Source organism: Rhodoluna limnophila, assembly GCF_005845365.1.
Lineage (GTDB): Bacteria > Actinomycetota > Actinomycetes > Actinomycetales > Microbacteriaceae > Rhodoluna > Rhodoluna limnophila.
The window spans coordinates 306,502-319,250 of the sequence record NZ_CP040509.1; the positions used below are offsets into that span (position 1 = coordinate 306,502).

The 12,749-nt window shown below is 53.9% G+C and carries 13 protein-coding genes; 4 read left to right on the top strand and 9 right to left on the bottom strand.

Features of this window, described 5'->3' with window-relative positions:
- Positions 1–5 precede the first annotated feature (5 nt).
- The 4 genes from nadA to FFA38_RS01520 form a co-directional block, all read right to left on the bottom strand.
- On the bottom strand, positions 6–1,286 hold the full coding sequence (gene nadA, locus FFA38_RS01505) for a quinolinate synthase NadA (RefSeq protein WP_138315318.1): 1,281 nt from the start codon (positions 1,284–1,286) through the stop codon (positions 6–8).
- Positions 1,283–1,969: an NUDIX hydrolase gene (locus tag FFA38_RS01510; RefSeq protein ID WP_138275058.1), complete on the bottom strand. Its 687-nt coding sequence runs from the start codon at positions 1,967–1,969 to the stop codon at positions 1,283–1,285. Before FFA38_RS01510 ends, nadA begins: the two co-directional genes overlap by 4 nt.
- Positions 1,970–2,059: 90 nt before the next feature.
- A complete protein-coding gene (locus tag FFA38_RS01515; RefSeq protein WP_138275059.1) occupies positions 2,060–2,530 on the bottom strand; it encodes a nucleoside deaminase in 471 nt (156 codons plus the stop codon).
- A 29-nt stretch (positions 2,531–2,559) separates the two neighbouring features.
- The gene (locus FFA38_RS01520; RefSeq protein ID WP_172955984.1) at positions 2,560–3,930 is read right to left on the bottom strand and encodes a purine-cytosine permease family protein; all 1,371 of its coding nucleotides are present in this window, start codon (positions 3,928–3,930) and stop codon (positions 2,560–2,562) included.
- A 116-nt stretch (positions 3,931–4,046) separates the two neighbouring features.
- Here FFA38_RS01520 and FFA38_RS01525 point away from each other — a divergent pair, with 116 nt between their 5' ends.
- Positions 4,047–4,709: a SprT-like domain-containing protein gene (locus FFA38_RS01525; protein WP_253786182.1), complete on the top strand. Its 663-nt coding sequence runs from the start codon at positions 4,047–4,049 to the stop codon at positions 4,707–4,709.
- Here FFA38_RS01525 and FFA38_RS01530 read toward each other — a convergent pair.
- The 5 genes from FFA38_RS01530 to FFA38_RS01550 are packed head-to-tail and all read right to left on the bottom strand — an operon-like array spanning position 4,675 to position 8,630.
- Positions 4,675–5,550 (bottom strand): prenyltransferase, encoded by an 876-nt coding sequence (locus FFA38_RS01530; protein WP_138315320.1) that lies wholly within the window; start codon positions 5,548–5,550, stop codon positions 4,675–4,677. The genes FFA38_RS01525 and FFA38_RS01530 overlap by 35 nt on opposite strands.
- Entirely contained in the window at positions 5,538–5,834 is a 297-nt protein-coding gene (locus tag FFA38_RS01535; protein WP_138315321.1) for a lycopene cyclase domain-containing protein, read from the bottom strand. The genes FFA38_RS01530 and FFA38_RS01535 overlap by 13 nt, the downstream gene beginning before the upstream one ends.
- Positions 5,831–6,139, bottom strand: coding sequence for a lycopene cyclase domain-containing protein (locus tag FFA38_RS01540; protein ID WP_138315322.1), 309 nt, complete (start codon positions 6,137–6,139; stop codon positions 5,831–5,833). Before FFA38_RS01540 ends, FFA38_RS01535 begins: the two co-directional genes overlap by 4 nt.
- Positions 6,136–7,737 carry a phytoene desaturase family protein gene (crtI, locus tag FFA38_RS01545; RefSeq protein WP_138315323.1) on the bottom strand — a complete coding sequence of 534 codons (1,602 nt, stop codon included), beginning with the start codon at positions 7,735–7,737 and terminating at the stop codon, positions 6,136–6,138. The genes FFA38_RS01540 and crtI overlap by 4 nt, the downstream gene beginning before the upstream one ends.
- Positions 7,737–8,630, bottom strand: a complete 894-nt coding sequence (locus FFA38_RS01550; RefSeq protein WP_253786184.1) for a phytoene/squalene synthase family protein — start codon at positions 8,628–8,630, stop codon at positions 7,737–7,739. Before FFA38_RS01550 ends, crtI begins: the two co-directional genes overlap by 1 nt.
- Before the next feature lie 44 nt (positions 8,631–8,674).
- Here FFA38_RS01550 and ilvD point away from each other — a divergent pair, with 44 nt between their 5' ends.
- The 3 genes from ilvD to ilvN are packed head-to-tail and all read left to right on the top strand — an operon-like array spanning position 8,675 to position 12,685.
- Complete coding sequence (gene ilvD, locus FFA38_RS01555) at positions 8,675–10,366, top strand: dihydroxy-acid dehydratase (RefSeq protein ID WP_138275065.1); 1,692 nt, start codon at positions 8,675–8,677, stop codon at positions 10,364–10,366.
- Between the two features lie 33 nt (positions 10,367–10,399).
- On the top strand, positions 10,400–12,178 hold the full coding sequence (locus tag FFA38_RS01560; RefSeq protein WP_272868531.1) for an acetolactate synthase large subunit: 1,779 nt from the start codon (positions 10,400–10,402) through the stop codon (positions 12,176–12,178).
- Positions 12,179–12,685 carry an acetolactate synthase small subunit gene (gene ilvN / locus FFA38_RS01565; protein WP_138275067.1) on the top strand — a complete coding sequence of 169 codons (507 nt, stop codon included), beginning with the start codon at positions 12,179–12,181 and terminating at the stop codon, positions 12,683–12,685.
- Positions 12,686–12,749 lie beyond the last annotated feature (64 nt).

Here is a 12,749-nt window from a genome sequence, read left to right on the forward strand (position 1 = left end):
TGTGCCTAGAGAGGCTTCGCCGCCAACATACGCTCAAGAGCAACCTTGGCACCCTCGGCTACCTTTTCATCAACCACAATCTGGTTTACGACTTCGCCGGCAACCAAGCGTTCAAGCACCCAGGCTAGGTATCCGGGGTGAATTCGGTACATGGTTGAGCATGGGCAGACCACTGGGTCTAGGCAAAAAATGTTGTGCTGCGGAAACTCTGCCGCCAGGCGCTGAACCATGTTGATTTCTGTGCCGATGGCAAAGGTGGTTGGCTCGGTTGCAGCAATAACTGCCTTCCGAATGTAGTCGGTTGAACCATACTCGTCGGCTGCATCAACAACCTCCATTGGGCTTTCTGGGTGCACAATTACGCGAACACCTGGGTGCTCGGCTCGGGCCTTATCAATTTGGGCCACGCTGAAGCGTTTGTGTACAGAGCAGAAACCGTTCCAGAGGACAACCTTTGCCTCAACCAGCTGCTGCTCGGTGTTGCCACCAAGTGGCTTGCGGCCCTGCCAAAGCGGCATTAGGTCGGTGCTAATGCCCATGGCTTTTGCGGTGTTTCGGCCCAGGTGCTGGTCCGGAAAGAACAGCACGCGCTGGCCGCGCTCAAATGCCCACTTCAGAACAATCGCTGCGTTTGAAGAGGTGCAAACAATACCGCCGTGCTCTCCGCAGAAAGCCTTGAGGGCTGCCGATGAATTCATGTAAGTCACCGGGATGATTGGCGCGCGACCCTCTGCATCAGGCTCGGTGCCGTAGATCTCTTCGAGTTGCTCCCAGGCTTGCGTGACCGAGTCAATGTCGGCCATGTCTGCCATCGAACAGCCGGCTGCGAGGTTTGGCAAAATAACCGCCTGGTCGTCACCCGAGAGAATGTCTGCTGTTTCTGCCATGAAGTGCACACCGCAGAACACAATTGCCTTCGCCTCTGGGTGGGCCTTGGCGGCATTAGCCAACTGAAAAGAGTCACCCAGATAATCGGCGTGCTCAACAATTTCATCACGCTGGTAAAAGTGCCCAAGAATCACAACCTGGTCACCCAAAGTTTTTTTAGCCGCGATGATGCGCTCGCGCAGCTCTTCATCGGATGCGGTTTTGTATTCGGCAGGCAAGGCGCCTTGCACTGGTGATCCGGTCGGAATCAAATCGCTGCTGGATGCTCCAGGGCCGTAGGCTGCAGGGCCACCGTCAAACTCCCACGGTCCCTTGGCTAGAGAAGGGCTGCAGGTTGAGTCTGAAGACTGCCCCTTCACAATTAGCTGGATGCGCTGGTTGACCGATGCTGTGGTCATTGATTTTCTCCTGTGTTCGTCGCGCGGTAAAGCTGTGGTGGTCGGTGGCGGGTGCCGGCAAGTCGCTCTCCGGTAGGCTCCACCGAGCCTTCTGCCTCAACCAGGCGCCGAAAGTTTCCCGGGTCCAGTTGAATGTTCAGCACTGCTTCGTAGACCTCTCGAAGCTGCGCCAAGGTGAATAGTTCTGGCAAAAATAGGTGCGCAAGTTGGCTATAGGCCAGCTTGTTTCGCAGTCGGTTCAGTGCGTATTCAACGATGATGTTGTGGTCAAAGGCCAGTGGTGGAAGTTCGTCAGCCCAGAACCACTGAACGTTCTCGCTCTCGATAGCTGCGCCGGCTTCATCGGTGCCGACTAGCGCCCAGTAAACAATCGACACCACGCGGTCGCTGAGCTTGCTGCCGGGGGAGCGGTCAAGGCTGCCGAATGCGTAAAGCTGCTCAAGGTAGCGCGGTTCAAGACCGGTGGTCTCAAGCAAGTTTCTAGAGGCTGCGTGGCTTAGGTCCTCGGTGATTTTGAGCGGACCACCCGGCAGAGCCCATTGGTTTTCAAACGGGGCACGGATTCTCTTGACTAGCGGGAGGGCTAGTTTTAGCTCGCCGGTCTCGCAGGTGCGAAGGGTAAAAATGACGGTCGACACGGCAAGGTTCGGCGCCTCAAGAGGAGCCTGAGTTTGATCTGCCATTGCTCTGCCGGTCTAGTAAAAGTAAAAATGACACTAAGTAATCAATATCTTAGTGTCATTCTGACTTTTAGTGCAAAAACTAGGCGGCTCTTAGTCCTCGCCGATATCTTCGTTCCACAGCGCATCATTGGCTTCGATGAATTCACGCATGATTTCGATTAGGCCCGGGTCATTGAGAACATGCACCTCGGCACCGTGCTCGGCGACCCAATCTTGGCCACCCATAAAGTTTTTATCGTCGCCAACAATTACTCGGCCGATGCCGAATTGGCGAATCAAGCCAGAGCAGTACCAGCATGGCGAAAGGCTGGTAGCTAGGGTCACGTTTTTGTAGCTGCGCTGGCGTCCAGCGTTTCTAAATGCACTGGTTTCTCCGTGCATCGAGGCATCGCCGTCTTGAACTCGGCGGTTGCGCCCACTGCCGAGCAGTCGGCCTTCCTGGTCAAACAGGGCGGCACCGATAGGGATTCCACCCTCGGCAAGACCGAGGTGGGCCTCGGCAATAGCAACTTGAAGTTTCTCTTCGTCAGTGGCGAAGATTTGTCCAACTTTAAATTCCATTGCCGAGGCCTCTCGATTTTTGGTTCGGATTATTTCTTGTTCGTTGCCTTATAGATTACGAAGTAAAGCACCGCTGCCAGCACAAAACCAAACAGCGCGGTCCAGTCACCGTTTTCGGCACCTGGGCCGGTAAAGATGCCGTAGAACTGCACGGTTGGCATCTCTGCTTTAGCGAACAGTGAAACCGCAGTAACAGTTGCCACTACAAAGGCAATCGGTCCGGCGATGTTTGAGTGCTTGGTTTCTTCTTTGATCAGTTCATCGATGTTCTGACCCTTGCGCAGAATGCGGTCAACAACAAGAATCGCAACCCATGGAGCCAACCAGTAGCCCACGGTTAGTAGGAACAACTCGAAGATGAATCGGAAGTTGTCTTCAACGGCAAAGTACGAGATACCGCCGCCGAGGACACCGGCTAGAACCACCATAATTGCGCGGCGGGTCTTGAAGCCAAGCTTCACGCCAGCTGCGATGAATGACATGGTTCCTGAGTAGATGTTTAGAACGTTTGCCGATACCGAACCGACGGCGATACCGATCAGAGTCAGTACTGCAAGTGCTGGAGGGAGTACCGCGGTGAAAGCGGTGGTTGGTAGACCCTCGCCGACCACGCCGCTCCAAGCAATTGCACCGACTGACATCAGCATCGTGGTTGCGGTGAAGTTTCCAAGACCCGCGGCTAGTCCAACTGCCTTTGGTGAGGTGTTGGCAGGAAGGTAGCGGGTGAAGTCAGCGGCAAATGGAGTCCAGCCCTGGGTGTAGCCGTAGGCAAGCGCAACACCAACGCTGAATGCGCCCCACTTGAAGTCTTCGGTTGGGCTCACGTCATAGTGGCCCTGTGAAACGATCACGGCTGCAACGATGGCAAACACTACGGCTAGGTAGAAGAATGCGTAGCGCTCAAACTTCTGAATGAAGTTGTGGCCGATGAAAGCTGCAATTACCTGCACCAAAATGATGATGGTGACCGAGGCTGCGACCGGGAAATTGGTCAGGGTGGTCAATGCAAAAGCACCAGAAGTGGTGTTTACGGCAAACCAGCCGATTCCGGCAACCAGGGTTGAGGTTCCGGCAGGCAAAATGTTGCCGCGCAAACCAAATGCTGAACGGCTGATGACCATCTGTGGTACACCGTGGCGTGGGCCCCAGCTACTGAACCAGCCGTGGGTGATTGCGGCTAGACCGTTACCCAGAGCCAGCGCCAAAATGGCCTGCCATACGTTTAGACCTGCAAAAACAGCAAGTGCACCGATAAAAATGGTTGCGAACTCAAGGTTCGGAGACGACCAGACAGTGAACAGATGCCACGCCTTGCCGTGACGCTCAGCCGCCGGAATTGGGGCTACGTCGTTGGTTTCGATTGAGGTTGCCTTTGCAGAGCCTGTAGATGTTTGAGACATAACTGAAAACATAGCGAGAAAATTCACAGGAAATTCACATTTTTCTAAAATTGCTCCGGTATTTACAAGCACTTAATAATCGCCAGTGCCAGCGGCCTAAGTAGTGTTGAAGAACCATGACTTATCAGGATGAACTGCTGGCGCCACTGATTACCGATGAGAGCCTGCTAATTGAATTTCTGACCAAGCACTTTGACCAAAAAACTGACGAAGTAATCAAAACCGCGGTGTCAATAGACGACTTTCCGGTTATCGCGCGACTCGAAAATGTTGGGTTTCAAGTGGGTCGGCAATTTAGTCAGGGAAAAGTCCGCATGATCCGCATGTCCTGTGACCGATACGACTTTGTTCGACTCATGGCTGAGACCAAAATGGCCGAATTTCTTGATATCACAATCTGGAGTTTTGCTTTTGACAGCGCAAAACGCAGGGCTGGTCTCTGCAATTACACCGACAAGCGCATATCGGTCTCACGTTACTTGGTCGATATCCACAGCCTTGACGAGACTATGCAGGTGGTTTTGCACGAGATAGCCCACGCGATATGCGGCAAATCAGCTGGGCACGGCAAACTTTGGCTTGGTACCGCAAAGCAGATTGGCTATCGTGCCGAAAAGTTCACCGGCCGAGAGATTGCCGAAGAAACCGCAGCCTGGATTGGAACCTGCCCTCAGGGGCATACCCACTATCGGTATCGGCGCCCAGCTCGCGAGTTGAGCTGCGGCGTGTGTGGCCGAGGTTTTTCTAAACGGCACCTGATTCAATGGCGGCCTCGATAACAAACTGGGTGACCACAAAGCCGGCAAAAAAGTTCAACCAGATAAACCTTTTCCAACCTCGGTTAGCCGATTCACAGGTTTCATCGGTGATGTTCCAGAAACGACCCACCACTACTAGGTATGGAATGGCCGCTATCGCAACCCACGATGCATTGCCGCCGACTGCGAGTAGTAGCAAGCCAGCGAGAAGATACGCAGCGAAGGCAAAACGGGTAGTGAACCGAGCCCCCGTTTTGGTCGCAATCGAGTCAATATTGGCTTCGCGATCTGCCCGAACATCTTGAACCGCCCCAAAGGCGTGCGAGGCAATACCCCAAAGCCCGAAAGCCGCAATCAGAGCCAAAAGTTTTGGGTCAGCCAAATTGGCTCCGGCCAAAGCAGCCGCAAAAACCATCGGCCCCACAAAATGCGCGGCCGAAGTTAGTGAATCCAAAAATGGGCGTTCCTTGAACCGGAGCCCTTTTGCGCTGTAGGCAACCACGCTAAAAAGCACCAGCAATAACCAAGCGTTGGATGCTAGGTTGCCAACCCAAATCAGATACGCCACAAACGGAAGGCAGGCCAGAACCGAGCTCCAAAGGGTCAGCCGGTGCCACTTGGGAGCCAGAAGGGCCCCCTCAATTCCGCCCTTGCGCGGATTCCGCAGGTCACTCTCATAATCAAAGACGTCGTTGATTCCGTACATCAGCAGGTTGTAGGGAATTAAGAAGAATAGGGTTCCTAAAACAAGGGTCGCATCAATTGCCTGGGCTACAAACAGGTAGGTTGCGGCAAAAGGGTATGCGGTGTTTATCCACGAAATGGGCCTAGATGCCCAGAACAACTGACTTAGGGCCTCCAACGCAGGCCCCGAGTAATTTCAATTGCAATCGAAATCAATAGGGGAGCCACCAGTGAATAGGCAAAATCCTCGATTGGGGCGTAGCCCAGTTTGATTCCACTAATCAGAGATTCGTCGTACTCCACAATGCCGCTGCCCACAATCAGGTTGTCAAAAATGGCTGTGGCAACCAGCAATACAGCCGTTGCTAACCCAATTGCGCGCCAAGGTAATTTTTTGAATACTGGGAGGCTGGCCAGAAAAACCGCACCGACAAAAATGAGATTTAGTGTCAGATAGTTCATTTGCCAGCCTTTCGGCCGAACGCCTTGAGGAGCAGGAGGGCGCTGTAGCTGAGCAAGATAAGAAAAAATACCTCTTCGAGCGGGAGCTCTTCGGCAAGCAAAATCCCGGTTAGATAAGGCGCGTTGCCCCGAAAGAAAATACCCAGACTGATTCCAGCTAGGTCCCAGATCAAGAAAAATGCAACCGGCACCAAAATCATGCAGAGGTACCGTTTGGTTTTGGCAATCGCAAGCTCATGCTTGAAATCAAGGGCAGCTAGTCCTCCGATAGAGAACAGCAGCAGCCCCAGATAGATCAAACTCAACGAAGGCCCTTCCACCCGTTCTCGGCCACCGGCTTGATTTCATGCTTGATAGGTCCGGCAGAGCGGTCATCCACCAGTCTCTTGTAAACCAACTCAGCACCGATGAGGCACATCGGGAGTCCGATGCCCGGCAGGCTGTGGTGTCCGGCGTAGTAGAGCCCCTCGACCTTCTTGCTCTTGTTCTTCGGTCTGAAGAAGGCACTTTGGAACAGGGTGTGAGCCATGCCCAGTGCGGTTCCCGACCAGGCATTTAGGTCATCAACAAAGTCTTTTGGTCCCATGGTTCTGCGAACCACGATTCGCTCGGCCAAATCTGGAATCTCACACCACTCCGAGATCTGCTGGATGATGCGATCGGCCTCGGCCTCAAACTTGGCATCTCCGGCACCGTTTATTCCGCCGTTGCCAAGCTCAGGGTCGGCAGCGATCGGCACCAGTACGAATAGGTTTTCGTATCCTTCAGGAGCTACCGCTGGGTCAGTGATGCTCGGTGCGCAAATGTAGAGAGATGCAGGGTTAGGGATGACGCTCTTGGCTTTTTGTTTGCGCTTCTCAGCCGGAGTGCGGAAGACCTCTTTGAAGTTCTTTGCCCAGTCATCTGAGTAGAGAAGAGTGTGGTGATCAAGTTGCGGAAGCTTGCCCTTAACACCCAGGAACAGCAGCATTGCCGATGGGCCCGGCACCTTGTCTTCCCACCACTTTGCTGGCAGGGTCTGGTCCTTTGAGTCAAGCAGCTGGGTCTCAATGTGGTGCAGATCAGCGTTGCCCACGACGACATCGGCGCTGTAGAAAACATCGCCCACGTTTACTCCGGCAACGTGGCCATCGATGGTCTGAATCTTGGTGACCTTGGAGTTGGTGTGAATCTCAACCCCGTGCTGCTTAGCCAGGCGCTCAATAGCCTCAATGACTGTGTAAAAACCGCCCATTGGGTAGAAGACTCCGACATTCATGTCTACGTGAGTCATCAGGTGGTACATGCTTGGGGTGTCGTAAGGAGAGGCGCCCAAGAAAACTGCCGGAAAGTTCAAAATCTTGCGCAGTCTGGCGTCGGTTACGTGCTGGCCGGCAAATTTATCCAATGGCATGATCAGGTGCTTGATGAAGCGGCCCGCACGCGCAAGAACCTCTGGGTGAACAAAAGATTTTGCGTTCTGAAAGTTGGTGTACAAGAAGTGCTTGATCGAGAGCTTGTAGGCGTCTTCGGCCGAGTCGATGTAGGCCTGCAGGCGCTCGCCGGAGCCTGGTTCAATGGCGTCGAACAACACTTTGTTATCGGCAAGGTTTTCACGAATGATTAGCTTGTCGCCAAAACCCTCGTTGCGAGTTTGATAGGCCGGGTCAAGGCGCACCAGGTTCAGTTCTTGGCTGGCGCTGGTGCCCATCAGTTTGAAGAATTGGTCAAACGCATCCGGCATCAGGTACCAAGAAGGTCCCATGTCGAACTTGAAGCCGTCTTTCTCCCAAATGTAGGCTCGGCCGCCAACCTTCTCACGCGCTTCGAGCAGGGTGACCTTCATGCCAGCCTTGGCTAGCAGTGCGGCAGTCGCTAGTCCCGCAATTCCGCCACCTACAACTACTGCAGTCTTTTGGGTCATTACGGTACAACTCCGATCCAAGCTTTGATGAGAATTACAAGTTTTTTGCCGTTTGAAACTCTGATGCGTTCACTAATCAGGGTTTCGGCTGGCGTTGCCATGATCTTTCGGTTCAGCTCATCAAAAAACATCTGCGCCGCCGCCACAGCCTTTCGTGAAGACTTAGGCAGTTTTTTTAGCACCGATGAACTCACTTTGAGATCTTCTTGGATGTCAACCACTAATCGGTGTTTTTCTTCCTCGTTGAATGAGGCAACATTCACACCCGGAAAGTAGGACCGACCCAGTTTTTGAAAGTCAGCTGCCAAGTCACGCAAAAAGTTGACCTTTTGGAACGCTGCGCCAAGTGCACGTGCGCCGCGAACAAATTCGGCTTTTTCGTGAGCGGTCAGGTCGAGTTCCATCAGATAAACCTCGAGGCACATCAGCCCCACAACCTCAGCCGAACCGTAAACGTACTTGTCAAAACCGGCCTGGTCGTATTCGCGGTTATCGATGTCCATGCGCATCGAGGTAAAAAACGGCTCAATAATCTCGCGCTTGATGCCAGAGAGGCGGGCTGTGTGTGCAAAGGCGTGTACCACCAGGTTGGTGCTGAATCCTGACTCAATGGCCAGGTATGTTTCAGCCTCAAGTTGGTCAAGGGCATGTTGCGTATAGCCGGGCTGGGTGCCCTGCAGTGCTTCGTCGGCGGCACCATCAACAATCTCGTCGGCTACCCGCACCAGTGCGTAAATGTTGCGAATGTGCACCCGGATTTGTTTACCCACGAGCTTGGTCGCCCAACCAAAAGAGGTTGAGTAGGCACCGATTACTTCAGCGGCCGCAAGTTCAGCCGCGCGAGTGTATTGCTGCAGGCTGCTGGGCTTTTGTTTTCTGGCAATCAAATCCACTCCATTAGGCTACCGCCAACTGTGAGAAAGATAGACTTGATCCTATGTCTGCAGATATGAAACCGCGTTCACGCGACGTAACCGATGGTATTGAAAAAGCTGCCTCTCGAGGCATGCTCCGTGCAGTTGGCATGGGAGACGAAGACTGGGTAAAGCCTCAGATCGGCGTTGCTTCATCTTGGAGCGAAGTCACCCCTTGCAACCTTTCATTGGACCGACTGGCTGACGCCACCAAGCAGGGTGTCCACGCCGCTGGTGGTTACCCACTCGAATTCGGCACCATCTCGGTTTCAGACGGCATCTCGATGGGTCACGAGGGCATGCACTTCTCGTTGGTCTCTCGCGAGGTTATCGCTGACTCGGTTGAGACTGTGATGCAGGCCGAGCGTCTTGACGGTTCGGTGCTGCTTGCCGGTTGTGACAAGTCACTGCCAGGCATGCTTATGGCTGCAGCCCGCCTAAACCTTTCATCGGTGTTCTTGTATGCCGGTTCGATTATGCCTGGCTGGGTAAAGCTCGAGTCTGGCGAAGAAAAGCAAGTCACCATCATCGATGCTTTTGAAGCGGTTGGCGCCTGCAAGGCTGGCAAGATGTCTGAAGAAGACCTAGGCCGTATTGAGCGCGCAATCTGCCCGGGAGAGGGCGCCTGTGGCGGTATGTACACCGCAAACACCATGGCTTCAGCTGCCGAGGCGCTGGGCATGAGCCTTCCTGGTTCAGCAGCCCCACCGGCTGTTGACCGCCGCCGTGATGTCTGGGCACACCGCTCAGGAGAGGCAGTTGTAAACCTTCTGCGCCTCGGTATCACCGCTCGTGACATCTTGACCAAGAAGGCGTTTGAGAACGCGATTGCCGTAACCATGGCATTCGGTGGTTCAACCAATGCAGTTCTTCACCTATTGGCTATTGCCCGCGAGGCAGAGGTTGACCTAACCCTCGATGACTTCAACCGCATCGCAGACAAGGTTCCACACCTCGGTGACCTAAAGCCATTCGGTCAGTTTGTTATGACCGACGTTGACCGTGTTGGTGGCGTGCCAGTAGTCATGAAGGCGCTCCTTGACGCTGGGCTAATTCACGGCGATGCACTAACCGTTACCGGTAAGACCGTTGCCGAGAACCTTGCTGGAATCAACCCACCTGACCCAGACGGCAAAATCATCCGTGAACTACAGAACCCAATCCACAAGACTGGCGGCATCTCGATCCTCAAGGGTTCGATGGCTCCAGAGGGTGCTGTTGTTAAGACCGCAGGTTTTGACCTAGAAGAGTTCACCGGCCCAGCTCGCGTGTTTGAGCGTGAGCGCGCCGCAATGGATGCCCTAACCGAAGGCAAGATTGCCGCGGGTGACGTAGTGGTTATTCGCTACGAAGGCCCGAAGGGTGGCCCGGGCATGCGTGAAATGCTTGCAATCACCGGCGCAATTAAGGGTGCAGGTTTGGGCAAGGATGTTCTACTATTGACTGACGGACGATTCTCAGGCGGCACAACCGGCCTTTGCATCGGACACATTGCACCAGAGGCCACCGAAGGTGGACCAATTGCTCTGGTTCGCGATGGCGACTTGATTCGAGTCAACATCGCTTCTCGATCGCTCGAACTACTCGTTGAGCCTGAAGAGTTGGCTGCCCGCAAGCAAACATGGCAGTCTCTTCCACCGCGCTATACCCGAGGCGTTCTCGCGAAATACTCAAAGCTCGTGCACTCTGCAGCAGAGGGCGCTTACTGCGGCTAATTCGCGTTCCACCGTCAGCCAATAGGTTGACGCTTGAAAGCTAATGAGAGAAATCAAATGTCTAATGAGATTCTGACCGGCGCCCAGGCGATTGTTCGCAGCCTGGAGCTTCTCGGCATCGAGGACGTTTTTGGTCTGCCTGGTGGAGCAATTTTGCCTACCTACGACCCACTAATGGACTCGCAGAAAATTCGTCACATCCTGGTTCGTCACGAGCAGGGTGCAGGTCACGCAGCCGAAGGCTATGCGTCATCATCGGGCAAGCTCGGTGTCTGCATCGCAACCTCAGGGCCTGGAGCAACCAACCTAGTTACCGCGATTGCTGATGCCTACATGGACTCAGTTCCGCTGTTGGCTATCACCGGACAGGTGGGCTCAAAGCTCATCGGTACCGATGCTTTCCAAGAAGCAGACATCGTTGGTATCACCATGCCAATCACCAAGCACTCGTTCTTGGTGACCAAGGCTGAGGACATTCCTGAGACCATCGCAGCTGCAGTCATGATTGCTACCACCGGCCGCCCTGGTCCGGTTTTGGTTGACATCACTAAAGATGCTCAGCAGGGCAAGGCCGAATTTGTTTGGCCACCAAAGGTTGAGCTTGCTGGCTACAAGCCGGTTACTAAGCCGCACGGCAAGCAGATTCAGGCAGCTGCCCAGCTAATCGCTGAGTCAAAGCGCCCGGTTCTGTACGTTGGTGGCGGTGTGGTTCGCGCTGGCGCTCACAAAGAATTGCTAAAGCTTGCTGAGCTCATCGGTGCCCCAGTTGTAACCACTCTGATGGCCCGCGGTGCGTTCCCAGACTCACACAAGCAAAACCTCGGTATGCCTGGCATGCACGGAACTGTGCCTGCTGTGACCGCGCTGCAGAAGAGCGACTTGCTAATCACTCTTGGTGCACGCTTCGATGACCGAGTTACCGGAGACGTCAAGAGCTTTGCTGTTGGCGCCAAGGTTATCCACGTTGACATCGACCCAGCCGAGATTGGCAAGATCCGTTTTGCCGATGTTCCAATCGTGGGCGATGCCAAAGAAGTTATTACCGAGCTAAACGCTGAGATGGCGGCAACTCTAAAGACCACCAAGCTAGACATTGCCGAATGGTGGTCTTTCATTGATGGTTTGGTTGAGCGCTACCCACTCGGATACAGCCCAGCCGGAGACGGCAAGCTGTCTCCGCAGTATGTAATTCAGCGCGTCGGCGAATTGAGCGGCCCGGAGGCAATTTACGCTGCCGGCGTTGGTCAGCACCAGATGTGGTCAGCTCAGTTCATTAAGTACGAGCGCCCAAATGCCTGGCTTAACTCGGGCGGTGCCGGAACCATGGGTTACTCGGTTCCTGCCGCAATGGGTGCCAAGGTTGCCAATCCAGACCGCTTGGTCTGGGCTATCGACGGTGACGGTTGTTTCCAGATGACCAACCAAGAGTTGGCAACCTGTGCCATCAACAACATCCCAATCAAGGTTGCGTTGATCAACAACTCATCATTGGGAATGGTTCGCCAGTGGCAGACACTGTTCTACAACGAGCGCTACTCAAACACCGATCTTCACACCGGTACCGATGCCCTCATGATTCCAGACTTCGTGAAGTTGGCTGAGGCTTACGGCTGCCTAGGTATCCGTGTTGAAAAAGAAGAAGACATCGATGCAGCAATCAAGCTGGCCATCGAGACCAACGACCGCCCGGTTGTTATTGACTTCATCGTTAGCCGCGACGCCATGGTTTGGCCGATGGTTGCTGCCGGTCTATCAAACGACGCTGTTCAATATGCCCGCGATGCGGCTCCGATCTGGGATGGTGTTGAGTAAATGTCTACACACGTACTTTCTCTGCTTGTAGAAGACAAGCCTGGAATCTTGACCCGCGTGGCTGCGCTTTTTGCTCGCCGCGGTTTCAACATCGAGTCTCTGGCTGTTGGTGTTAGTGAAATTGAGGGTCTATCGCGAATCACTGTTGTGGTTGGTGTTGAGGGTGCTCCGCTCGAGCAGGTGACCAAGCAGTTGAACAAATTGATCAACGTAATCAAGGTTGTTGAGCTGGATGCCGATCAGGCGGTGCAGCGTGACCACATGTTGATCAAGGTAAAGACCGATGCGGTAACTCGCTCTCAGGTGCTTGAGGCAGTAACCTTGTTCCGTGCGCGCGTTATTGACGTAGTTAGCGATGCACTGATTATCGAGGTCACCGGCGACACTGCAAAGTGCGCAGCCTTCATCAAAGTTCTCGAACCATTCGGCATCAAAGAATTGGTGCAGTCTGGCGTATTGGCAATGGGTCGCGGCTCAAAGTCAATCACCGAGAAGGTGCTCAAGTAAAAGCTTCGAGGGGGCCAAGCTCTCTCGGTAGAACCACAGATTCAAACGAAACATCTTTTAAAGA